This window comes from Myxococcales bacterium (genome assembly GCA_016712525.1).
Lineage (GTDB): Bacteria > Myxococcota_A > Polyangia > Polyangiales > Polyangiaceae > JAAFHV01.
The window spans coordinates 2,261,593-2,283,254 of the sequence record JADJQX010000001.1; the positions used below are offsets into that span (position 1 = coordinate 2,261,593).

Genomic DNA, 21,662 nt, shown 5'->3' on the forward strand with positions numbered 1-21,662 from the left:
ATCGAGGGCGAAGGTCACGGCTCGCGGACCTCGGCGACGCGGAACCGCACGTCCACCCGTACACGCGCAGGGGGCTTTTTTCCCGCGGGAGGTGGCGCGACAGGGGCCTTGTGCGCGGCGAGTGCCCGGAGGCGCGAAGCGGGGACGCCGAGGCGCTCGAGCTCCCTCTCGACGGCGACGGCCCGGGCGAGCGTGAGCCTCTTCCACTCGGTGATGGGCTCCTCGTCGCACGGCGCGGCTTCGATGGTCACCACGAGCCCGCGGCTCGCGCGCAGGGTGTCGGCGACGGGGACGACCTTCGCGCGCTCGGCCTCGTCGAGGTCCGTCGCGAGGTAGCCCACGTCGAGTGGGCCTACGAACACCGCGCCGAGGGCCGCCTCGAGCACGTTCGGCTCGGTCTCGGGGGCGCGCCTTCGCACGAGGGTGAGGGCGAGGGCCGGGTCGTTGGCCGCGCGGCGAATGGCGCCCGCTAGGGTGGACGTGTCCTCGTCGAGGCCCGTCTCACCCTGAAAAAATAGGCCTTTCGGCGTCATCGCGACGGTACCCCATCGGACCTTGGCGCTCGCCGAGAGCGCCGCACGGAGCTTCGCGGGGGGCGTCGCGGACGTGTCTTCGGTGAGGCTCGAGGCTTCGACGTCGAACGTGGGGAACGTCGAGCGCGTGACGGCCACGAGCGCCCTCCGTTCGGCCTCGGAAGGGACCGCGCCCACGAGCGTGACACGACCTGGCTCGATCGTGGCGCGGAGCGTGGCGCCCTTCGGAGCCTCCGGGGCCACGACGAGCGCCGGGGTGCGTGCATGTGCGTGGCTCGCCGCGACGCGGGACCGAACGTGCGCGAGGGCCCCGAGCACCACGAGCACGACGAGCGCCGCGAGCGTGCCACGCGTCTGCCACTCGTCCTCCGACAGCCGAGCCATGCGGGCCGTGTACTCGTCGGTCGCGCGCGCGTCCACCCTCGACATGGCGGCGCGCCCCGTGGGAAACGTCACGCATGAACGCGCGACGCGGCAGACCCTCGCATTCCATGGTCGTGCTCGCGCTTGGCCTCGGCCTCGCGGCGTGCGCGGGGGCACCATCTTCGCGGCCCGCGCCCCCGCCCGCAGCGCCCGAGCCGCTCGCGTACACGGTCGCGAAGAAGCTCGCCACCGAGGTCGGTCCACGGCTCGCGGGATCCCCAGGGGACGCGAAGGCCGTCGCCCTCATGGTGCGCGAGCTCGGGGCCCTCGGTTTCTCCAACGTGCACGCCGAGCTCGTGCCCGTGCCGGTGTGGCGTCGTGTGCGCGAGGCGGCCTCGTTCGAGGCGCCCGGGCGTAGCGAGCCGCTCTCCGTGACGGCGCTCGGGTGGAGCGTCTCTACGCCGAAGGGCGGGGTGACCGCGGAGGTGGTCGAGGTCACGAGCCTCGAGGGCATCGCCGCGGCCGACGTGAAGGGCAAGATTGTATTCTGCAACGTCGTGATGGCGCGCGCCGCCGACGGCTCCGGCTACGGCAAGACGGTGGGCGTGCGTGCGGGCTGCCCGAAGCTCTCGGAGGAACGAGGCGCGGTCGCGGCCCTCGTGCGCTCGGTCGGCACGGACGACACGGACGCCCCCCACACGGGCTCGATGCGACGAAACAACGCGAAAATCCCTGGCGCCGCGCTCTCGGTGCGCTCGGCCGAGCGTCTCCATGCGGCCATCTCCGTCGCGTCGTCCGATCCGGTGCGGGTCACCCTCGACCTCGTGACCGAGACCGCGCCCGACGCCCCGTCCGCCAACGTCGTCGCCGACGCGCCCGGGAGCGATCCTTCGGCGCGTCGCGAGATCGTGCTGCTCGGGGCGCACCTCGACTCGTGGGACCTCGGGCAGGGCGCGGTCGACGATGGCGCGGGGGTCGGCGTGGTGGTCGCGGCGGGGCGCGCGTTCGTCGAGCGACCTTCGGCGCGCACGGTGCGGGTCGTGCTCTTCGCGGCCGAAGAGAGCTCGCTCGCCGGCGCGCGCGCTTACGCCGAGGCGCATCGCGAGGAGCTCTCGGCCCACGTCGCTGCCCTCGAGATCGACGCGGGTACGGGCCGGGTGCAGGACCTCCGCGTGCTCGCTGGTGAGAAGGTGGCGCTCCCCACGGTGCTCGGGATCGTGCCCTCCGGGGAGCCCGCCGAGGGAGGCGCGGACGTGAGCCCGCTCCGCGCCGCCGGGGTGCCCGTGCTCGACGCGCGCCAAGACATGAGCACCTACTTCGACGTGCACCACACGCGAAACGACGTGGTCGCGGCGCTCGACCCCCGCGCGCTCGCGCAGGTGACGGACGTGGTCACCGAGCTCGCCCGCTTCGCCAGCCGCGCCGACGTGCGGTTCGGTCGTGTGCCCGAGGACCGCCGCGTCCGAAAGTGACGTCCCTCGGCGCCACCCGTCCCGGGTAGGGCAGGGTGGGACATCGGCGCCTCGTCACGTGCGTCCTCGGCGATCCAGGTCGATGGGGATCCGGGCCCATCGCGCCGTGCAAATCCTCGAAACTGCACGAAAAGCATGTGCCATCATGGTGGGTGCTGCCCGCGTTTCGCGTGAGCACGCTTTTCGCAAAGAGGTTCCGCATGACCGACTTCTCTCTCACTCGTCTGCCGCTGCTCGCCCTGCTCGCCCTCGGTATCGCCTGCTCGGCAGGTTGCACGGCCGAAGGCACCACCGACGAGCCCGAGACCGAGATCTCGACCGACGACATCACCTCCGTCGTCCAGTCGTCGGTCAAGAACCAGAGCATCGGCAACTGCTGGGTGTACGCGAACCTCGGCTGGGTCGAGTCGATGAACAAGCGCGCCACCGGCACCGAGCTGAACCTCTCCGAGAGCTACGGCTCGTACTGGGATTGGTTCACCAAGGTCACGAGCTGGCCCGACACCGCCCTCGACGACAAGGGCGAGTTCTCGGCCGGCGGCACCTACACGCTCTTCAAGTGGGAGGTGTCCCGCTACGGCGCCATGCTCGAGAAGGACTTCATCCCCGAGGAGGCCGAGGCGTCGCGCTCGTCCCGTCAAGGCACGGCGATCCGCGCGTTCACCGAGTCGCTCAAGAACGGCGCCCTCAAGACGGTCGCGGCCCGTAAGGATCGCGCCCTCGTGCGCGCCGAGCTCGACAAGGCCTTCGGCCTGAGCCCCGAGGTCGTGAAGAAGCTCGACGACGTCTTCGGAAAGACGGCCGCGGGCACCGTCACCGGCGCGGGCCGCGTGAAGCGCCAGGCCGCGGGCATCCTCGCCCCGCAGGACATCCAGGTCGCGTGGCCCGACGGTCGCCAGAACGGCGCCGAGCAGCGTGGCACGCTCGCCGATTCGGTCACGGCCGGTTCGAAGGCGTGGTTCGAGGTCCAGTACCCGACCGACGAGGCGGGCCGTCGTCGCTTCCAGATCCGCATGCAGCGGGCCCTCCACTCGCAGGCGCCCGTGCTCACCTGGTGGAACGTCGACTTCAACGCGCAGACCGGCTCGAAATTCTCGAAGGCGCAGCTCGACTCGCGCGGCCCCGGCCGCACGGGCGGCCACATGACGCTTGGCTTCGACTACCAGGCGAAGCTCGCCGACGGCACCGTGCTCGCGGCCGGCAAGGACGTGACCGATCAGAGCCTCCTCACGAAGGCCCTCGCGACCGACACGAAGGTCGAGTTCTTCCGCGTGAAGAACTCCTGGGGCGGCACGGGGCTCCCCGGCGTCGAGACCGCGCCGCCCTCGGGCTACTACGATCTCGAGATGGCGTACCTCGACGCGAAGGTCGCGACCGGCTACGGCCTCGTCGCGGTGGTCTTCCCGCCCGGCTTCTGAGCCGCCACGATCGCGAGCACGACGAGAGGCCCGTGCCCCGACGAGGGAGCGCGGGCCTTCTTCGTGTGCGTGCGAGACGCTCGGATCAGCCTTCGACGAGCGTCTTGAACGAGCCGTCCGCGATCGCCTTCTCGAGATCGACCGCGCCGCCGAACAGCTTGCCCTTCACGAACACCATCGGGAAGGTGGGCCAGCCCGACCACATCTTGATCGCGAGGCGCTTCTTCCACTCGCCGAGGTAGCTCCCGTACTCGAGGTACGTGAACGTGTATCCTGCATTCTTGAGGGCCTTGCGCGCGCGCTTCACGAACGGGTTCTGCGACATGCCCACGACCACGAGGTCGTTCGACGCGACGGCCGCTTCGACCTCGGCGAGGATGTCGGCGTGGAAGGCGTCGATGGCCTTCTGCGCGTTGGGGAGGACTTTGTCTTCGGAGAGCCGCTTTGCCATGGCGCGAGCATTCCACGTCACGTGGCGCGACGTGCCTTCCTTTTCGTAAGTTCACGATCCGCGCCTCTTGCCGGCGTGGCTTGACCGCGGCCCCGACACAAACTATCCCCCGCGTCGGTCAATCGAAGCGGTGCGTGGTCGGGTGCGGTGTTCCGCGGTCCGTCGGCGCAGGGTAAGGCTCACGCCCGCCCATCCCCATGTGGGCTCCGTCGCTGTGTCCCTCTCGAGGCGGTTACTGGATGGGCTTCAGGATGTCGTGGCCGGAGATTCGTCTGAACGACGACTATCGAGGCCGCTGGGTTGCGCTCGACGACTGCACGTACGACTCGAAGACCGGCAAGCCCTCGTCCGGCAGCGTGGTCGACGCCGACGACGACCTCGTCGTCCTGTGCAACCGCATGCGCGACAAGAACAGCCGGCACTGCGCCATCCTGTTCTGCGAGGACGAAGAAGAGCCGCCGAGCGGCCGCAGCCACTGACCGACAGGCCTCGACCCGCGCGTCGATGGGCCTCCAAATGCCCGGAACGCTTGAGGTTTCGGGCGCGCTTCGGGTGAGCCCGCGCGCCGCTATTTGACGACGGGGCGCAGGATGGTGCGGCCGTCTTTCTCGGCCACCTCGAAGTCGATCTCTTTGCCGGCGTGCTGACCACGGAGACGCTCGGTCGACGAGCGCAGGCTCTTCGCGACGCTCTCGAAGGTCGTGGTCGCGGTCGACTCGCCGCGCATGCGCTTCTCGCGGATGTACTGGGCGTAGAGCTGACGCACACGATCGTCGCTGAGGTCTCCCGGGGCGGGGCGCGCGGGGCTCGGCTTGGCCGTGACCTGCGTGGTCGAGGCGGGGCCTTGCCCACGCGGCGGAATCGGCCGGATCTTGGGGCGCGAGTCGGCCGCGGGCGGCGGCGCGGGATCGGTGCGCGGGCCCGTGTCGTAGCGATCGGTGCTGTCGGACCACGCGTCGCTACCGCTGCGGCTCTGGGCCTCTTGAACCGAGATCGGCCGAAACGCCTGCGGCACCGTGTCCGGAGAGAGTGACGCGGGCGCCTTCTGTTTGTGCGGGAAATACTCGGCTGGATCCGGCGGCGGCGGCTCGGTGTCCCACGTGGGCGCGCGGTACGGGGCCATGCCTCCGACGCGCATGGCGTCGGCCGAGGGCGCGGGGGGCCTCTCGGTGTCGCGCGCGTCGTCGTCGTCGGCACCGAGCTTGGCGAGGAACTCGTCGTCGCTCATGTCGTCGAGCTCACCGAGATCGACGTCGATGTCGAGCTCGAGGTCGGCCTCTTTGGCCTTTCGCCGCCGGTCCGCGTCGGCCCCGAAGCGCTCTTTCGCCCGCTGGATGTGGCGCTTGTACGTGCCCTCCTCGATCTGGCGGCAGATGCGCTGCCAGTACGTCTGGTAGGTGCTGTACTTCTGCACGGCCACGTTGAGGCGGAAACGCAGCGCCGTGTTGCGGAAGTTCTCCTTCCGCAGGATCTGGAAGCGCCGATCGATGTCCTTGCGCTGGACCTGGGGCTCGAGCTTCTCGTAGCCCATGAAATACTGGTCGTAGAGCGCGCGAAGCCGGTCGAGCCGTAGCTCGAGCTCGGAGATGTTCATCTCGATCTCTTTGAGTTCCAAGAGACGGCCCTACGTGCCGCGCGGAGCGGCTCGATGATTCTAACCCTGGGCCGCTGACGGAATCCACAAGGCTTCCGTGCCGTCCTGAAACGGTCGAGCCAACCGGACGAAAATCGATGGGCCGTCGGGCTTACCGTTCGTTCAGCTATGGCGCACCGAGGCGGACCTCGGAGGGGGTCGATCGGGCAGCCGCCCGCGTTTCAGAGCGGCGTGACGCGGACGTTGTCGAAGCAGACCTTCGCGTCCCAGTCGTTGAAGCCGAAGTGGTCGTGGCCCATGCCCTGGAGCGGCTGAGGGTCGTGGAACGAGTGCATTTCTGCTCCGTTCACGTACCAGCGCACGGTCTTCCCGTCGGTGCGCTCGATCTTGAAGTGGTAGCTCTGACCGACGGCCACGGGGCGCTTGCGGGCGTCGTCCGACTCTTTGTCGACGTGGAGCTCTTTGCGGTCGGTGCCGTGCTCGTTGATGCGCGCGAGCACGTGGATGGTGTTCTTCCAGCCGCCGAAGATCGCGAGGTAGCTCGTGGCGTTGGTGTACGACACCGTGGTCGCGGCCGACTGGCCGTCGCCCCAGACCTCGGCCTTGAGATCGCCTTCGGGGCTCTCGCTGCGGGCGTCGAACTCGATGCGCGCGTTGATCGGGAGCACGCGGTTCAGCCACACGCCGTGGTTTCGGGCGCCCTGGCCACAGAGCCAGCCGTTCTCGATGCGCCAGGCCGACGTCTTGGCTTGGGTCCAGTCGGGGCCGAGGTTCGAGGCCTCGAGGTCCTTGTGGGGGTCTTTGTGGGGGTCCTTGTGGGGCTCTTTGGTACCGGCTTCGGTGACCGCGAGCGGGCCACCCTCGGCGGCTTGGGCGTCCGATTTTGCTAGTTCTTTCGAAGGCTTGGACGCATCTGGCTTGAGGGCTCCGGCCTCGGCCTGGGTGGCCTGGGCGCCCGCTTCGGCCGATTGGGCCCCCGAGTCTCCGGCGCCCGCGTCCGGGGCCTGCGGCTTTCGCTCGAAATCGTCGAAGAAAGGTTCGGTCATGATGCCGAACGACGGCACGAACGCGGCGACCGCGCTCGCCTGCGTGGAGGGGCCCGAGTCTTCGGGGACGGCATTTCCTGGCGGAACGCAGGCCCCGAGGGCGAGGCAGGCGGCGACCGCGGAGGGCATCCCGAGCGAGGCGAGGCGGACGATTCCCATGGCGAGGCCTGTGTACCACGAAACCGGCCCGGGCACGGCCTGTGCGCCCCATGCGCCTTCCTGCACGACTCGCGCAGGATTTTGCTAAGAACGGCGCACGCCATGCATCCGATTCTCTTTCGTATCCCGCTGCCCCACATGCCCATCAAGCTGTGGTGGGGCCTCGCGCTCGTGGCCGCGATCTCGGTCATCTACGGGCTCTACGCTCGGAGAAAGGCCGACAACGGGTCGTTCATCGGCGGCATCGTGGTGGCGCTCATCTGCGGCGTCGCCGGCTTCGCCCTGAAAGACACGAAGCTCGAGGCGACGAGCCTCCCCATCTACTCGTACGGCGTGATGCTCGGGCTCTCGCTCGTCGTCGGCTGGTACCTCACCCTCACGCTTGCCGAGCGCGATGGCCTCCCGAAGGAGACCATGGCGAACTGCTACGTGATCGTGGCGCTCTCGGCGGTCGTCGCGTCGCGCCTCCTCTACATCGTGACGAACCCCGACGAGTTCAAGCAGCTCGCCGACGTGTGGGATCTCCGGCGTGGTGGGCTCGTGGCGTACGGTGGGTTCGTCGGTGGGTTCATCGCGAGCTGGGCCTACCTAAAGACGCAGAAGATCAACCTCATGCCGTGGGCCGACGTGGCCGTCCCGTCGCTCGCGTCGGGCCTGCTCGTCACGCGCATCGGCTGTTACCTCTTCGGCTGCGACTTCGGAAAGCGCCTCTCGGACACCGCCCCCGGGTTCCTGAAGAAGCTCGGGACCTTCCCGCACTGGCCCGACCAGACGCTCGCGAGCGGCTCCGGATCGCCGGCGTACGTGCGCCACCTCGAGCTCTTCCGCGGCACGCCGCTCGGGTCCGAGGTCGTCTCGTCGAACGCGTCGTTGCCGGTGCACCCCACGCAGCTCTACGAGTCGCTCACCGGGCTCTTCTTGCTCGGGCTCCTCCTCTGGCAGCGCAAAAACCAGAAGTTCCGCGGCCAGATCTTCTTCCTCTTCACGTTCACGTACGGCGCCATCCGCTTCGTGCTCGAGGTGCTCCGCGACGACACCGAGCGCGGCTCGTTCGGTCCGGCCATCGGCGAGCACTGGCTCATCGCGGGCTCGCTGCTCCTCTTCGCGATCGCCTTCACGTTCGGCATCGCGCTCGGCATCAAGGATCCGGCGAAGCGCACCGTGGCGCGCGTGCTCTCGTTCGTGCCCGCGATCGTGGCGTTCGTGATGTTGCGCCCGGCCTCGTTCGGCAAATCCGAGGTCGTGCAGCTCTCGACGAGCCAAGGCATCGGCCTCGCGTCGGCGCTGCTCTGCGCCTTCTACTACGCGAAGCTCTGGGAAGAGGCCCGCAAGAACCCTGCGGGCGCGATGTCGAAGGCCACGCTCGGCGAAGGCGCCGCCAAAGAGACGAAGGCGGCCGACGGCGACGACAGCGAGACCGACAACGACCCCGACAAGCTCCCCAAGCTCGAGGATGACGGCGAGGTGGAGCCCGGCGACGAGACCCGCGCGGAGGCGCCCGTCTCGAAGGCCCTCGGCAGCAAGAAGAAGGGCCTCAAGAAGAAGGCGAAGCCCAGGGCCGCCGACGTCGACGACGAGCCCAAGGACGAGGACGAGAAGGCCGAATCGAAGGACGAGAAGGCCGAATCGAAGGACGAGAAGGCCGAATCGAAGGACGAGAAGGCCGAATCGAAGGACGAGAAGTCCGAATCGAAGGACGAGGAGGCCGAATCGAAGGACGAGAAGGCCGAATCGAAGGACGAGAAGGCCGAATCGAAGGACGAGAAGGCCGAATCGAAGGACGAGAAGGCCGAATCGAAGGACGAGAAGGCCGAATCGAAGGACGAGAAGGCCGAATCGAAGGACGAGAAGGCCGAATCGAAGGACGAGAAGGCCGACTGAGCCGGTCGAGGTCGATGACGGGGGCTGGTCTCTTCGAGATCGGCCCCTTTTTCGTGGGATTGGTTACAGGGCAGCGCGGCGGTCCGATTGAGGCGGGAGGCCGAACTTTCGGCTGTACTCGCGGCTGAACTGCGACGGGCTCTCGTAACCGACCTCGAAGGCGGCCGTCGACACCGAGTGTCGCCCCGTGCGTAGGAGCGCCCGTGCCTCCGCGAGCCGTAGGTCCTTCTGGTATTGCAGCGGCGTCGTTCGTGTGACCGAGCGGAAGTGCTTGTGGAACGACGAGGGGCTCATGCCGGCGTGGCGCGCGAGAGCCCCGATGTCGAGCGGCCCGCGGAAGCCCTCGCGCAGCGAGCCTATCGCGTCGGAGATCCGGCTCGCGTAGCTGTCTCTCCGAAGGAGCGAGCGGAGCATGCCGCCCGAGCTCGACACCAGAAGACGGTAGTGAAGCTCGCGTCGAACGAGCGGGGAGAGCACCCGGGCGTCCTTCGGATGGTCGAGGAGGTCGAGGTAGCGCAGGACCACGGCCATGGTGGGCGCGTCGAGGTCGGCCATCTTCAACGCCGCCTCCTCCTCTTCGACGACCGTCTCGACGTCGCCGACCTCGGCGTACAAGCTCCGGAGCGTCCCGAGATCGAGCCGAATCACGAGGGCGAGGTACGGTGCCGCGGGCGACGCTCGCTCGATGCGGCTCAGGACCGGGATGTCGTGGCTGACGACGACGCTCTTTCCGGCCGACAGGGTCACGGTCTGGTCCCCCGCCGTCGTGACCTTCGATCCCTGGACGATTAGGCATACGAGGGGCTCGTAGAGGGTTGCCTCGAAGCCGGTCGGGTGTGTGGACCGAACGAGGGTCAGCCCATCGAGCGGCGTCATCGTGGCCGGGTCGTCTGCCGGTATCGTATTGATATTATGTTCGATTTTCGAGAAGTGACGGCCGATCGAATCGGCCAGAGCCTCGAGCTTCATCGGCGTGCTCTCCTCGTCGCGTCACCACGACCGTAGCACTCTGCCTCGCGCCGTGACCGATGGGCTGACGCTCTCGATAGGAATAGGCAAGCCTTCGCGAGGTTGAGGCATGCGCCTCGCTACGCGGGGGCCTACAGTCGACCTCACCTACGGAGGACGCGCATGGACCCCATCGAGACCAAGCACCTGAAGACCGTCATTGAGAAGCACACCCGCGACATGACCGGGCGTGTCGTAGCCATCACCGGGACGACCAGCGGGACGGGCTTCGTCTGCGCGCGCGAGCTCGCGAAGCTCGGGGCCACGGTGCTCTTGCTCAACCGGGAGAGCCCCCGTTCGAGCGCGTCGCTCGCCGAGCTCCGGGCCGCGGTCCCCGGCGGCAAGTTCGAGGCGATCCCCTGCGATTTGCAGAGCTTCGCGAGTGTCAGGGCCGCCGCGGAGGCGATCCGGGCCAAGTTCGAGCGGCTCGACGTGCTCTGCAACAACGCCGCCGTGATGGCGTTCCCCGATCAGGCCACGGGTGACGGGTACGACGTACAAATGCAGACCAACGCCATCTCTGCCTTCCTCCTGACGAAGGAGCTCATGGGGCTCTTGCGGAAGAGCGACGACGGGCGCGTGGTCAATCACAGCTCGAACGCGCGGCGCGGCGCCCCGCACGAGCCGAGGTACTTCGGCAAGAACGGCGGCAACCTCGGCGGGGACGGCACCGAGCAAGAGGCCTTCGCCTTCGAGGGGCCGCGTTGGCAGCGGTACCACCAGTCCAAGCTCGCGAACTGCACGTTCACCTACGGCCTCCAAAAGCGGCTCGATGCGAAGGGGATCACGAACGTGAAGGCGCTGCTCGCGCACCCGGGGCTCGCCATCACCGGCCTCGCGACGACCACCGCGGCCACGGGAGGCATGGACCTCGGCCACGGGATCATGACGCAGGCGCAGTCGGCCGAGGACGGCGCCCTGGGCATCCTCCGCGCGTGCGCGGATCCTCACGTCGAGGGCGGGGATTTCTTCGGTCCACCGGGCTGGACGGGGTTTCCCGAGAAGCTGCCGCCCGAGGAGCTGCTGACGGACCCTGAGAACGTTCGCATCGCCTGGGAGGGGTGCGAGGCTGCAGTCGGCGAGTTTCCGCTGTAGTCCGCCTCGCTTCGTGAGCCTCACGACGAAGCGCCCCGGTGAGCTCGAGGCTCCCGGGGCGTTCTTTCGTGGGGAGGGATGAGGGTCAGGCGGCCACGGGCTCGCGCAAGAAGAGGTGGATCTTGAGGCCGCGCACGAGGCGCTTCGCCTCTGCCGCGTCGGGGAGGCCGAGCGGGTCGCGCACCTCGAAGGGCACGTGGACGTCGGCGGCGGAGCTCAGCTCGCGGACTGCGGCGTCCATGGCGGCCTCGACGCGGGCGCGCTCGTCGCTCGAGAGGCGCGGCAGGATCCACGCGTGCACGGACCACGCGAGCTCGGCGTGGGCACACTCGTCGCGGTAGACGCGGTCCATGAGCTTGCGCACGTCGATGCGCGACGCGTGCTTCGCCTGGTACCCCGCGACGACGGCGCCGTAGGTTTCGCGGACGCACCCCTCGACCGCGTTCTCGAGCGCGATGTCGACGAGCTCGCGCACGGCGCCGTGAGGGACGGGTGTGGTCGAGAGCGTCGCGCCTTCGCGGACGGCGAGGTTCCCCATCATGCGCGCGTGCACGACCTCGTCGGCCTCGGCGCGGAGCGACGCGAGGAGCAGGTCCTCGGGGGCGCCGTAGTGCGAAAGCTCACGGTGGAGGATGCGGAACGCGTCGATCGAGACGCGCTCGAGATCGGCCGCGTGGGCGAGCCATCCGGCCACGGTCGCCTCGGGGCGGGGCTCGACGTAGCCTTCGGGCCTGCGCCCCTCGACGCACGAGTAGCACTCGAACGACGGGCCCGGGAGATCGTCCTTCAGGTACGCGGAGCACGAGTAGTACTGGCGGCCGTTGTCGGCCTGGGGGCAGACCTTCGCGCACTCGGCGGGGCTCATGCCGTCGGTCGGGTCGACGCCCTCGGGCACGCCGCACGCGTGGTGGAACACGTCGGTGCACGCGCCGTCGCCGCGGACCTTCTGCGGGGGGGTGGTGCAGCCTGCGTCCGGCTTGGGGGGCGGGGGAGGGGTCGTGCCGGTCGTCGTGGGCGTGGGGACCGTGGTCGGGAGGGTCGTCGGTGCCGTGGTCGAGGTGGTCGTCGGGGAAGGGGAGGGCGTGGTCCCCTCGTCGACCTTGCCGCCGCATGCGGCGAGTGAAGCGGTGGCGAGCACGTGGGCGAGGATGGGAGCGATGCGGCGCATGCCGCCGCGGATGCATGGGGTGTGCCTCTCGGGAGAGGGCGAAAGGGGGCGGGTTCGAGGGGGAGCGGTGGGGGCGTGTGTGCCAGAGCGCGCCATGGGCGGTGTGGGCTGTCGTGCCGTGGCCCGTGGCCTGGGTGGCCTTTCGGGGGCGTGAGACCTCTAAGTGAGGAAGATCATGGCCTTGGCGCGAACGTCGGTCGGATCTGGCCGAGCCGTGCGTCCAGAGATCAAGGACTTGGCGCGAACGTCGGTCGGATCTCGCCCCGATCAAGCCGCGGAGCTCGACCGCTCCCACCCCGCACGTGGGGCTGCCTCACGGCCCACCTGGCTCAAGCCGCCCACGTTGGCCCACACCGCCCACGCTGGCGCACCCGTGGCCCATCTCAACCCGCGGCGAGCTCGGCCTCGATCGACTCCCACTCGGCCATGAGCGTCTCGATCTCCCCGTCCGCCGCGGCCTTCGCGTCCTCGAGCCGCTTGACCTCGTCGGGGCTCGTCCGCTCGAAGAACCCGTCCTCCGCGTACCGCGCGTCGATCGCCTTCTTCTTCTCCTCGAGCTCGTCGATCTTGGCCATCACCTTGTCGCGCCGGGCAGGCAGCGCCGCGAGCCGGTTGCGCCGCTTCTTCTGCTCTTCCCATGACCCGCCCTCGGGCTCCTTCGTCGGCTCGGTCGCCTTGGTCGCGTCGGCCTGGGCCTTCGCCTTCGCCGAGACCGCGTCCCCGTCGAGGTGGTCGTCCCCGCACCGCTCGAGATACTCCGCGAACGTGCCGGGGAAGTCGTTCGGCCCCTCCGGCCGCAGCTCCACGATGCGCGTCGCCAGCTCCGACACGAAGTGCCGGTCGTGCGAGACGAAGATCACCGTGCCCTCGAACTCCCGCAGCCCCTCCACGAGCGCCCCGATCGCCTCGATGTCGAGGTGGTTCGTGGGCTCGTCCAAGAGCAGCACGTTCGGCTTCTCCACCGCGATCCGCGCGAACACGAGCCGCGCCGCCTCGCCCCCCGAGAGCTTGCCCACCGGCTTCTCCACCTCGTCCCCCGAGAAGAGCACCCGCCCGAGCTGCCCACGCACGTAGCTCGTCCCCTCGCGCGGGCATGCCTCCCACACGTAGTCGAGCGGCTTCATGTTCGGGTTCTTCATCACGTCGTGGTGGTCCTGCGCGAAGTACCCCACGCGCACCTCGTGCCCGAGGCTCACCTTGCCCGCGTCGGGCGCGACGTCCCCCACCACGATCTTGAGCAGCGTCGATTTCCCGAGCCCGTTCGGCCCGATGATGCCCACCTTCTCCCCGCGCCGCACGGTCAGCGACACGTCGCGCAGCACCTTCTTCTCGCCGTACGCCTTCGAGATCCCGTCGAGCGTGAGCACGTCCTTTCCGCTCGGCCGCTCCGGCTCGAACCGAAAGAGCGGCGTCCTCCGCGACGAGGCCGCGAGCTCCTCCACCTCGATGCGCTCGATCTGCTTGAGCCGGCTCTGCGCCTGCTTCGCCTTCGTCGCCTTCGCCCCGAACCGCTCCACGAACGCGCGCTTCTCGGCGATGATCTTCTCGGCCCGCGCGATCTCTTCTTCTTTTTGCGCCCGAGCGAGGGCCTTTTGGTCACAAAAAGATCTGTAGTTCCCGGTGTATAGGGTGATCGTCTCGTAGTCGACGTCGAGCACGTGGGTCGCCACGTTGTCGAGGAAGCGCACGTCGTGCGAGATGACGAGCGCCACGCCCCGGTAGCCCGCGAGGAACTTCTCGAGCCACCGGATCGACAGGATGTCGAGGTGGTTCGTCGGCTCGTCGAGCAAGAGCGCGTCCGGCCCTCCCACGAGCACCTGCGCCAAGAGCACGCGCAGCTTGAACCCGCCCGAGAGCGTCGACAAAGGCTGCCGGTGCTGCGCCGCCGGGATCCCGAGCCCCACGAGCACCGCCGTCGCGCGCGCCTCGAGCGTGGTCCCCCCGAGCGTCGACAGCTCGTGCTCGATGTCCGCGAGCCTGTGCGGATCTCCCTCGCCCCGATCGACGATCGCCGTGCGCTCCTCGAGCAGCGCGTACGTCCGCGCATCGCCCCGCATCGCGAGCGCCAAGATTTGCTCCGCGTCCGACAGGAAGTGGTCCTGCCTCAGCACACCCACGCGCGCGTTCGGCGGAAACGTCACGAGCCCGTCCGTCGCCGGCTCGTCCCCCGCGAGGACCTTCATGAAGGTCGATTTGCCCGACCCGTTCGCGCCCACGAGGCCATACCGGGACCCGGCGTTGAGCTGGAACGTCGCCCCCTCGAACAGGGTGCGAGCGCCGAACGATTTCGCGAGCTTGGAGACGCCGATCATCGCCGCGGACCCTACCAAGCCGCGCGCCCGAAAAAAACCGCGCCCTTCGCGCCTCCTCCACTCCTCCCCCGCGTACCCTTCCCCCATGTACCGCGAGCCCCCCGAGAGCCCTCCCGTCGTCGTCACGAGCGACAAGCTCGTCCAAGCCTTCGACTCCGCCACCGGCAAGCCCCTCTGGGAGGTCGAGCTCGAGAGCGGAGGCTACCCGCGCCTCGCGAGCACCGGCGCGATCCTCGTCGTCGCCGTCGGGAAGCTCGCCAAGGTCATCGACCTGCACCACGGCAAGGTCCTCTACGAGCTGCCCCTCGAGTTCTCCGTGGCCGCGGCCGTGGCCGACGGGGCGCGTGTCGTCCTCGCAGGAGATCGTGGCCTCGTCTGCCTCGACGCCCGCGGCGTCATGTGGTGCGTCCGCCCCGTCGAGAGCGAAGAGGGCTTCTTCGGCACCCGCGACGTCGCCTTCGGCGTCCACGACGGCCAAGGTCGCCCCGTCGCCCGCCTCGCCCGTTTCGCCGGCGAACGTGTCTCCCGCTCCGACTACGGCCTCTGCCTCGGCACCAGCATCGCTCAGCCCGACGTCAACACCTGAGCCCGCGCACCAGAATCCCCGAGCCCCGAGAGGGATGCCCCCCGCTCGTCACGCACGTCACCACGCAGGTGCTCGGCCTCCGGCCTGCGCGCCTGCGGGCACCCCCAAATCGGGCGCTCCGCGCCCTCAGGGGGTGCCACCCCCAGGCGCCTCCTCGACCACCGTGCGAATCTCGCCCGACCCCAGGTTCATCAGCACGCGCCGCGTGGTCCTGTCGAAGCGCGGGTCGGGCCGCACACGCACGACCTCGAGCGTCTCGTCGTCCACGTCCACCGCGTACGGCAGCCCGCCGAGCCGCATCGCGAACCTGTGCACGAGCCGCGCGACGTCCCCGACCGGCACCACCACAAGCTCGCTCAGGTACGACCGCTGGGCCTCGTCGATCTCGAACTGCGGGTGGTCCGCGACGAGCTGCCTCGCCGCGGCCTCGCGGGCGTCTCCGCGCGTCGACCGCTGCGGCGCGAGCTCCGCGTAGCCCAAGAGCTTCGCGGCCGAGGCCCGCACGATCCCGCGCCCCGCGACCACGTCGAGCGTCACGTTGCAGTCGCACGCGACGTCCCCCTCGCCACGCTGGTAGACGAAGCGTGCAGTATCCCCGTGTCGCTCCACCACGACGAGCCGGAGGTCCTCGGCGCGCGCGAGCTCACCTGCGACGGGCAGCTTCGCGAATGCCTCACGCACCGCCGCGTCCTCGGCCGTGACCGCCGCGAGCGGCGCGAGCCCCAGCGCACCGACGCTCGCGATACGGCACGACGGATCACACACCACCCGCGGCACGAAGGGCGCCCCCGCGAGCGCCGCGAGAGCCAACCGCTCGGCCGCCGCGTTGGCGAGGTAACGGTTCGTGCTCTCGTAGTTGGGCCGTGGCGGTCCACGGAGGAGGTCCACCTCGGTGTCCTCGAACGACGGGAGAATGGTCGCCTCGGCAGCGGACGGCCGCATCACCCCCAGCAAGAAGACGAGCCCGACCACGAGCCACGAGGGCACGACGCCCCCAAAACCTGCGCGAAGACCCTGGGCAACGAGACGCTTCATGACGACCCTCTCGGCAGGTCGCCCCACGTCGTTGCGTCAAATCGTCCGAGCGCGGTCGAATTCTGCTAAACCATTGAAACTACGCCACTTATGGCACTCCTCGGTCGCCCGCCACGAGCCTCGAGAGGGATGCCCCCCGCTCGTCACGCACGTCACCACGCAGGTGCTCGGCCTCCGGCCTGCGCGCCTGCGGGCACCCCCAAATCGGGCGCTCCGCGCCCTCAGGGGGTGCCACCTCTCACCCCTCGGCGCGCCCTATCCGTCGACAAGCAGCTCGACGCCGAACCGTGCCGCCGAGGCGCAGCTCCTCAAGAACGCTGCCATCTCCTCGAGCTGACCTTGCATCGGCGGGACGTTCGCGAATGCGAGCACCTGCGCGCGACGATTCGCGTCCGAGAGGATGCCGGGGTCGATGTCGTGGGGCACCAAGCCGAAGAAGAGCGCCACCATGAAGGCGTGCGTGTCGCCGAGGTGCCCGACGTGGAACAGCATGTGGAAGACTTGGTCGGAGGTCAGCGTGAATCCGCCCGGGTAGCTCCCGACGAGCGCGGTCTTGCTCTCGAAGAACGTGTCGGAGCCTCGGCGCATCGCCGCGGCCTGCGCGCCGTCCCAGCCGAAGTCCTCGATCGCGCGCTGGAGGAAGCGACCCGCGGTGGTGTCGAGGCTCGCGGGGAGCCGTGACCACAGCCAACGTTCGGTCTCGGCGCGGATCGGGTAGCTCAGATAGCCGACACACCCGTAGCCTTCCTTGGAGCCCGCGTTCGCGATGCACGATCGGCAGTGGCCCACGTGGGGGGCGAGGGCGTTCGCGCGCCGCATGAGATCGGCAACGCTCACGTCGCTCTCTTCGGGCCCCGTCGGTCTCTGGAGCACGACACGAAAGGTGATCTGCTCCGGGGGCCGGTTATCCCCAGCGGCCCGCGCGTGGCCGAGCACCATGTTCGCTCGGTCGCGGTCCTTGAGAAGTTGCACGATCGCCTCGATGCCGAGGGCCCTCTTCGGCTCGCAATCGAGATCCACCACGGTGTCCACTCCCATCGGCGCCTCCTCGGCGCCAAGATAGCGCCCGACGGCCTCGTCGTCCCCAAGCACCGGTCAGGACGATTCACAAATGGAACGTCCCGGACGGCGCCAAGCGGGAGTCACCTGCCAACAGGAGGCTGTCATGGCCCGATGGCCCCCTTTCCCCGCGGCGTCCTTCGCCGCCCTTTTGCTCCTCGCGTCCGCCTCGTGTGGCACGGAGCCCGCCCCCGAGCCCACCTTCGCCGACATCCCCGTCGGCACCCCCTTCGCCACCACACCAGCGCCCGTCCGCGAACGCTCCGCGCTCGGAGAAGTCGCCCCGGTCCCCGAGCTCGTCGCCTACCTCGGGTACTTCCGAAGAGACCCGATCCTCCCTCGTTCGACGGGCGCCCCGTGCGAGACGGTGCCGTACCACCTGGCGGCGTTCGAGGCGCAAGTCTACCCGTGGACGTACGGTGACCTTCGCCGCTGCGTGGCCGAGGGCGTGTGCCCCAACGGGCTCGTGGACGACTCGCCACCCCGTCAGGACGACGACATCTATGTCGAGGTCGAAGCTGACGCCGCGACCAAGCTGTGTCGACTTCACGGCGGCGAGGTCATCACGAACGCGCAGCTCGTCGCGCTCGCGCAAGGTGGCCAGCGACGCGTGGCGTGGGAGTCCTTCGAGTCCGACGTGCTCTCCCGGTGCGCGGTCGAGGGGCGTCGCACCGTGTGCTCTCCATACGAGGTTCCCTCTGACAGAACCGTGCGGCGAAAGGCGAGCGAGCCCCGGGAGGCCCGTGGGCCGTACGGGCACTATGGCCTGCTCGGAGACTTCAGCTTGGTGCGTCAGTTCCCGGACGGGTATCGCATCGAATTCAACCGCGACGGGTGCTCCGGCCCCTCGCTTCCGCCCGGGGTCGAGTCTGGAACCGAACGTATGGCGCGTATGAACAGTGACCTCACGGCGCTCACGCTTCCCGCCGGTCACTCCGAGACGTGGGAGCTTTGGTCCGGCCCGCTATCGAGCGCTGGGGCTACCGACCGCAAGACCGGCCGTGTCCGGTGCGCATTTCCCGCGAAGACCAACTAGATAGAAAAAAGCCCGGGATCCACTCGGATCCCGGGCCTCCCCCTACGTGATCGCCGTGACGATCCCCGCGCCCACCGTGCGCTTCCCTTCACGTACCGAGAAGCGCATGCCGGGCTCGAGGCCGACGGCCCTCGCGAGCATGAAACCGATCTTGGCGCGGGAGCCCGGGGCGATGGACTCGGTGTCCGCGCGCACGATCGTGCCCGTGACGTCCGTCGTGCCGAAGAAGAACTGAGGCATGTAGCCTGCGCCGAACGGCGTGTGCCGCCCTCCCTCGTCGGCCCCGAGCACGTAGAGCTCCGCCTCGCCGCCCGCGTGCGGGGTGACCGAGCCGGGCGCGCAGAGCACCTGGCCGCGGAACACCTCGTCGCGCGCGACGCCGCGGAGGAGCAGGCCCACGTTCTCGCCCGCGCGGGCCTCGGGGAGCGAGCGCCGGAACGACTCGATCCCCGTGACGACGACGGCGCGCGCCCCCTCGCCGCCCAAGATCTCCACCTGGGCCCCCACGGGCAAGACCCCGCGCGTGACCCGGCCCGTGACGACGGTGCCGCGCCCCGGGATGGTGAAGACGTCTTGGATGGGCATGAGGAACGGGCTCGCGACGTCCCGCTCGGGCGCCGGGAAGGCGTCGAGCGCCTCGACGAGCTCGACGATCGCGCGGGTGCGAGGGCCATGGATCTCCCCCGCGTCCACGGCCGCGAGCGCGTCGCGCGCCGAGCCCTTCACGAACCGGACGCCGTGGTACCCGTGCTTCTCGAGGATGTCCGTCGTCTCGAGGACGACGAGCTCCACGAGCTCGGGATCGGCCACGTCCATCTTGTTCACGAAGACCACGACGTTCGCGACGCCCACCTGGCGCGCCAAGAGCACGTGCTCGCGCGTCTGCTCCTCGGGGCCCTGCGACCCGTCGACGAGCACGATCGCCGCGTCCATCTGCGACGCGCCGGTGATCATGTTCTTCACGTAGTCGGCGTGCCCCGGGCAGTCGACGTGGGCATAATGCCGAGTCGCCGAGGTGTACTCCACGTGCGCGAGGTTGATCGTGATCCCGCGCATGCGCTCCTCGGGCGCCGCGTCGATCTGGTCGAGCGACTTGCCCTTCCCGCCGTAGAGCGCGGCCATGACCTTGGTGATGGCCGAGGTGAGGGTCGTCTTGCCGTGGTCGACGTGCCCGATGGTGCCGACGTTCATATGCACTTTGTTCATGGTCATTCTCCAACTTCGGTATCCGGGCACACGTGTGCCCGAGCCTGCCGCGCGCCATGCGCGGAGACGTGCTGCGGCGATGGTCCGTGAGCCCTCCCGAGCGGTGCTCGAGGTCACCGTGGGCCGCACGAACGCGCCAAAAACGCAAAACCCCTCGGGCCTAGTGGGCCGAGGGGTTAGGACTCGCCGGACTCGCCTTCAGCGATCCGGCCGACGTTCGTTCCCGCGCTCTCGACACACGACGGCCACGCGCGACTCTTTCGAGTCGTCCTTGCGTGAGTCGGATGAGAGCGCAAAGAGGAACATAGGATTCTCCGCAGTATGAACCGAATACCCGAATTGTCAAGCCGTGCCCGAAGCGTGGCCTCACGGGCCTCTACCGGGGAGGTGGACCGACGGACTCGAACCGCTCAATCAGCGTACGAGCGAATGTGGCGGGCTCCTCGAAGATGGGAGAGTGCGCGGAGCGATCGAACCAAATGAGCTCCTTCCTCGGCGCCGTGAGCTTCTCGACGTAGCGCTCCACGATCACCGAAGGGGTCGTGTAGTCCATCCTACCCTGAAGGAAGAACACCGGCACCGAGACGGAAGGGACCTGCTCGAGCAAGTTGACCCTAAGGTACTCGGGACCGACCGTCTTGAGCGAGAACGCTATCGCCTTCGGATAGGCCAGAATGTCACCGAGCGAGTACTCAGGCGCGCCCATCACGATGCTCGTTGCGAGGCTAGCGTTCCGCTTGTCGTACAGCGTGCCACCGAGCTCTTGGAGCCACTCGCGCTGCTTCGTGACTTTCGCGAGCACCTCGTCGGGGTCGCCTGCGTAGGGCGGGCGGCCGAGCTCCGCGAGCTCTTTCAGCGCCGTCGCGTTCCCCGTTTCACGTGCGCGTCGAACGGTGAACTCGTACGAGAGCCGCTCTCCTTCCGCGACGTTCACGCTTTGGCCCGTGCCTGCGTACGCGACGCAATCCTCGGGATGGCGACTTACGTAGAGCATGCCGAGCGCCGAGCCCCATGAGTGGCCCAGGAGGTATACCTTCTCCTTCGCGAACGTTCTCTTGAGGTGGGCGACGAGCTCGTGCAGGTCGCCCAGGAAACGATCGATGGTCATCGTCCTCGGGTCGGTGCCGGCGCGGAAGGTCTTTCCCGCGCCGCGCTGTTCCCACGAGACCACCACGAACCTTCGCTCGAGGTCTGCGCCGAAGGCCCTCACGAAGGGCAGCTCCGAGCTCCCTGGGCCGCCGTGCAGGTACACGAGGACGGGGCGCCGCGTGTCGTGCCCGCGCTCGAGGATCCATTGATCGAGGCCGCCGAGTCGAACCTGACGGAGCCGAGCCACGCTCCCTGGGATGGCCTTCCCGGACCCGTCGACGATCGGCGTCGTGCTCGGCGTGCATCCTCCAACCACGCTTGCGCAAGCAAGCGCGGCCACCTTGCCGAGGAGGGCGCGCGTGCTCGCAAGGGCCCGCGACAGACGGAGTAGGTAGGTCACTTGGGGCGTCTCCTGGCCTTTCGGGGAGAAGGATCGACGAGCGCCATGGGGCGCACCTCGGCCGTGGCGAGGGTGGCGCCGATGAGGACGGCACCGACGCGTTGGAGCTTTTCAGCTACCCACGCCTCGTCGAGATTCGCGACGAGCGACGCCGAAGCCATGCTCGCGAGGCCATGGGTATAGAGCCATAGATCGAGGACGAGCACGCTTCGCCGCTCCGCAGTCACATCGCCGATGCCGGGGGTCGTCGCCGCTGCCGCTTCGAGGCGTCCGAGGAGGTCGAGCACCATCTTGGCCACGCCGTGGCGCTCGAGGAAGAGCGCCCGGTAGAAGTTCGGCTCGTCGCGCGCGAAGAGCACGATCCCGATCCCGGCGGAGCGGAGCGCCGAGGGGACATACGGCTTCGTCATGTACGCGACGAGGTGAGAGAAGATGTGGGTCAGCGTCGCCTCGGTGAGCGCGTCCATGGACGCATAGATGCGGTAGATCGGGGCGACGGAGCACCCGAGCTCGTCGGCGACGGCCCGGCACGAGAGGGCAGGTAGGCCCTTCTTCCTGACGATGGTCGTCGCGGCCGTGAGCACGCGTTCGGGCGATACGGTAACCGGAGGTGGGCTCATAAGAGGCATATGTTATGTAACATGTGCTATTTAACGTCAAGGTTGGGAGGGCTCAGCAACACACGACGCTGGGAGAAACCTTCGTGCCGCTCTCCCTTCCCCCCCGCGGCGCCATGAACTAATCCCCTCGC

19 protein-coding genes are annotated in these 21,662 nt (G+C 68.8%); 7 read left to right on the forward strand and 12 right to left on the reverse strand.

Going from position 1 to position 21,662, the window contains the following annotated elements:
* Positions 1-14: 14 nt before the first annotated feature.
* On the reverse strand, positions 15-989 hold the full coding sequence (locus tag IPK71_09635) for a hypothetical protein (GenBank protein ID MBK8213999.1): 975 nt from the start codon (positions 987-989) through the stop codon (positions 15-17).
* A 35-nt stretch (positions 990-1,024) separates the two neighbouring features.
* On the opposite strand from IPK71_09635, the gene IPK71_09640 reads away from it, so the two are divergent.
* Together IPK71_09640 and IPK71_09645 are read left to right on the forward strand one after the other, a co-directional pair.
* Positions 1,025-2,368 carry a M28 family peptidase gene (locus IPK71_09640; protein ID MBK8214000.1) on the forward strand — a complete coding sequence of 448 codons (1,344 nt, stop codon included), beginning with the start codon at positions 1,025-1,027 and terminating at the stop codon, positions 2,366-2,368.
* A 200-nt stretch (positions 2,369-2,568) separates the two neighbouring features.
* Entirely contained in the window at positions 2,569-3,786 is a 1,218-nt protein-coding gene (locus IPK71_09645; GenBank protein ID MBK8214001.1) for a hypothetical protein, read from the forward strand.
* 85 nt (positions 3,787-3,871) lie between these two features.
* On the opposite strand, the gene IPK71_09650 is transcribed toward IPK71_09645, so the two are convergent.
* Positions 3,872-4,237, reverse strand: coding sequence for a glutaredoxin (locus IPK71_09650; GenBank protein MBK8214002.1), 366 nt, complete (start codon positions 4,235-4,237; stop codon positions 3,872-3,874).
* Between the two features lie 251 nt (positions 4,238-4,488).
* On the opposite strand from IPK71_09650, the gene IPK71_09655 reads away from it, so the two are divergent.
* Entirely contained in the window at positions 4,489-4,716 is a 228-nt protein-coding gene (locus tag IPK71_09655) for a hypothetical protein (GenBank protein MBK8214003.1), read from the forward strand.
* 89 nt (positions 4,717-4,805) lie between these two features.
* On the opposite strand, the gene IPK71_09660 is transcribed toward IPK71_09655, so the two are convergent.
* Positions 4,806-5,852 carry a hypothetical protein gene (locus tag IPK71_09660; GenBank protein MBK8214004.1) on the reverse strand — a complete coding sequence of 349 codons (1,047 nt, stop codon included), beginning with the start codon at positions 5,850-5,852 and terminating at the stop codon, positions 4,806-4,808.
* A 200-nt stretch (positions 5,853-6,052) separates the two neighbouring features.
* Positions 6,053-7,036, reverse strand: coding sequence for a hypothetical protein (locus tag IPK71_09665; protein MBK8214005.1), 984 nt, complete (start codon positions 7,034-7,036; stop codon positions 6,053-6,055).
* Positions 7,037-7,138: 102 nt separating this feature from the next.
* On the opposite strand from IPK71_09665, the gene IPK71_09670 reads away from it, so the two are divergent.
* Positions 7,139-8,917, forward strand: a complete 1,779-nt coding sequence (locus IPK71_09670; protein ID MBK8214006.1) for a prolipoprotein diacylglyceryl transferase — start codon at positions 7,139-7,141, stop codon at positions 8,915-8,917.
* Positions 8,918-8,980: 63 nt separating this feature from the next.
* Here the strand turns inward: IPK71_09670 and IPK71_09675 are convergent, their stop codons facing one another.
* A complete protein-coding gene (locus IPK71_09675; GenBank protein MBK8214007.1) occupies positions 8,981-9,886 on the reverse strand; it encodes an AraC family transcriptional regulator in 906 nt (301 codons plus the stop codon).
* 162 nt (positions 9,887-10,048) lie between these two features.
* On the opposite strand from IPK71_09675, the gene IPK71_09680 reads away from it, so the two are divergent.
* Positions 10,049-11,020 (forward strand): SDR family NAD(P)-dependent oxidoreductase, encoded by a 972-nt coding sequence (locus tag IPK71_09680; protein ID MBK8214008.1) that lies wholly within the window; start codon positions 10,049-10,051, stop codon positions 11,018-11,020.
* Between the two features lie 85 nt (positions 11,021-11,105).
* Here the strand turns inward: IPK71_09680 and IPK71_09685 are convergent, their stop codons facing one another.
* Together IPK71_09685 and IPK71_09690 are read right to left on the reverse strand one after the other, a co-directional pair.
* A complete protein-coding gene (locus tag IPK71_09685) occupies positions 11,106-12,188 on the reverse strand; it encodes a hypothetical protein (protein MBK8214009.1) in 1,083 nt (360 codons plus the stop codon).
* 383 nt (positions 12,189-12,571) lie between these two features.
* Complete coding sequence (locus tag IPK71_09690) at positions 12,572-14,500, reverse strand: ABC-F family ATP-binding cassette domain-containing protein (GenBank protein MBK8214010.1); 1,929 nt, start codon at positions 14,498-14,500, stop codon at positions 12,572-12,574.
* Positions 14,501-14,585: 85 nt separating this feature from the next.
* On the opposite strand from IPK71_09690, the gene IPK71_09695 reads away from it, so the two are divergent.
* Positions 14,586-15,086, forward strand: coding sequence for a PQQ-binding-like beta-propeller repeat protein (locus tag IPK71_09695; protein ID MBK8214011.1), 501 nt, complete (start codon positions 14,586-14,588; stop codon positions 15,084-15,086).
* 126 nt (positions 15,087-15,212) lie between these two features.
* On the opposite strand, the gene IPK71_09700 is transcribed toward IPK71_09695, so the two are convergent.
* Both IPK71_09700 and IPK71_09705 read right to left on the reverse strand, forming a co-directional pair.
* Positions 15,213-16,121, reverse strand: coding sequence for a hypothetical protein (locus tag IPK71_09700; protein ID MBK8214012.1), 909 nt, complete (start codon positions 16,119-16,121; stop codon positions 15,213-15,215).
* A 255-nt stretch (positions 16,122-16,376) separates the two neighbouring features.
* Positions 16,377-17,159, reverse strand: a complete 783-nt coding sequence (locus IPK71_09705; protein MBK8214013.1) for a hypothetical protein — start codon at positions 17,157-17,159, stop codon at positions 16,377-16,379.
* Positions 17,160-17,286: 127 nt separating this feature from the next.
* Here IPK71_09705 and IPK71_09710 point away from each other — a divergent pair, with 127 nt between their 5' ends.
* A complete protein-coding gene (locus IPK71_09710) occupies positions 17,287-18,216 on the forward strand; it encodes a hypothetical protein (GenBank protein MBK8214014.1) in 930 nt (309 codons plus the stop codon).
* 42 nt (positions 18,217-18,258) lie between these two features.
* Here the strand turns inward: IPK71_09710 and IPK71_09715 are convergent, their stop codons facing one another.
* From IPK71_09715 to IPK71_09725, 3 genes are all read right to left on the reverse strand, one after another.
* Positions 18,259-19,422 (reverse strand): elongation factor Tu, encoded by a 1,164-nt coding sequence (locus IPK71_09715; GenBank protein MBK8214015.1) that lies wholly within the window; start codon positions 19,420-19,422, stop codon positions 18,259-18,261.
* A gap of 376 nt (positions 19,423-19,798) precedes the next feature.
* Positions 19,799-20,911 (reverse strand): alpha/beta hydrolase, encoded by a 1,113-nt coding sequence (locus tag IPK71_09720; GenBank protein MBK8214016.1) that lies wholly within the window; start codon positions 20,909-20,911, stop codon positions 19,799-19,801.
* The gene (locus IPK71_09725) at positions 20,908-21,531 is read right to left on the reverse strand and encodes a TetR/AcrR family transcriptional regulator (protein ID MBK8214017.1); all 624 of its coding nucleotides are present in this window, start codon (positions 21,529-21,531) and stop codon (positions 20,908-20,910) included. The genes IPK71_09720 and IPK71_09725 overlap by 4 nt, the downstream gene beginning before the upstream one ends.
* Between the last annotated feature and the right edge of the window lie 131 nt (positions 21,532-21,662).

Coding starts and splice junctions, on each gene's coding strand:
- IPK71_09695 (MBK8214011.1), top strand. CDS start 14,586: ATGTACCGCGAGCCCCCCGAGAGCCCTCCCGTCGTCGTCACGAGCGAC.
- IPK71_09705 (MBK8214013.1), bottom strand. CDS start 17,159: ATGGGAGTGGACACCGTGGTGGATCTCGATTGCGAGCCGAAGAGGGCC.
- IPK71_09725 (MBK8214017.1), bottom strand. CDS start 21,531: ATGAGCCCACCTCCGGTTACCGTATCGCCCGAACGCGTGCTCACGGCC.
- IPK71_09680 (MBK8214008.1), top strand. CDS start 10,049: ATGGACCCCATCGAGACCAAGCACCTGAAGACCGTCATTGAGAAGCAC.
- IPK71_09700 (MBK8214012.1), bottom strand. CDS start 16,121: ATGAAGCGTCTCGTTGCCCAGGGTCTTCGCGCAGGTTTTGGGGGCGTC.
- IPK71_09645 (MBK8214001.1), top strand. CDS start 2,569: ATGACCGACTTCTCTCTCACTCGTCTGCCGCTGCTCGCCCTGCTCGCC.
- IPK71_09650 (MBK8214002.1), bottom strand. CDS start 4,237: ATGGCAAAGCGGCTCTCCGAAGACAAAGTCCTCCCCAACGCGCAGAAG.
- IPK71_09670 (MBK8214006.1), top strand. CDS start 7,139: ATGCATCCGATTCTCTTTCGTATCCCGCTGCCCCACATGCCCATCAAG.
- IPK71_09690 (MBK8214010.1), bottom strand. CDS start 14,500: ATGATCGGCGTCTCCAAGCTCGCGAAATCGTTCGGCGCTCGCACCCTG.
- IPK71_09685 (MBK8214009.1), bottom strand. CDS start 12,188: ATGCGCCGCATCGCTCCCATCCTCGCCCACGTGCTCGCCACCGCTTCA.
- IPK71_09665 (MBK8214005.1), bottom strand. CDS start 7,036: ATGGGAATCGTCCGCCTCGCCTCGCTCGGGATGCCCTCCGCGGTCGCC.
- IPK71_09715 (MBK8214015.1), bottom strand. CDS start 19,422: ATGAACAAAGTGCATATGAACGTCGGCACCATCGGGCACGTCGACCAC.
- IPK71_09655 (MBK8214003.1), top strand. CDS start 4,489: ATGTCGTGGCCGGAGATTCGTCTGAACGACGACTATCGAGGCCGCTGG.
- IPK71_09675 (MBK8214007.1), bottom strand. CDS start 9,886: ATGAAGCTCGAGGCTCTGGCCGATTCGATCGGCCGTCACTTCTCGAAA.
- IPK71_09640 (MBK8214000.1), top strand. CDS start 1,025: ATGGTCGTGCTCGCGCTTGGCCTCGGCCTCGCGGCGTGCGCGGGGGCA.
- IPK71_09710 (MBK8214014.1), top strand. CDS start 17,287: ATGGCCCGATGGCCCCCTTTCCCCGCGGCGTCCTTCGCCGCCCTTTTG.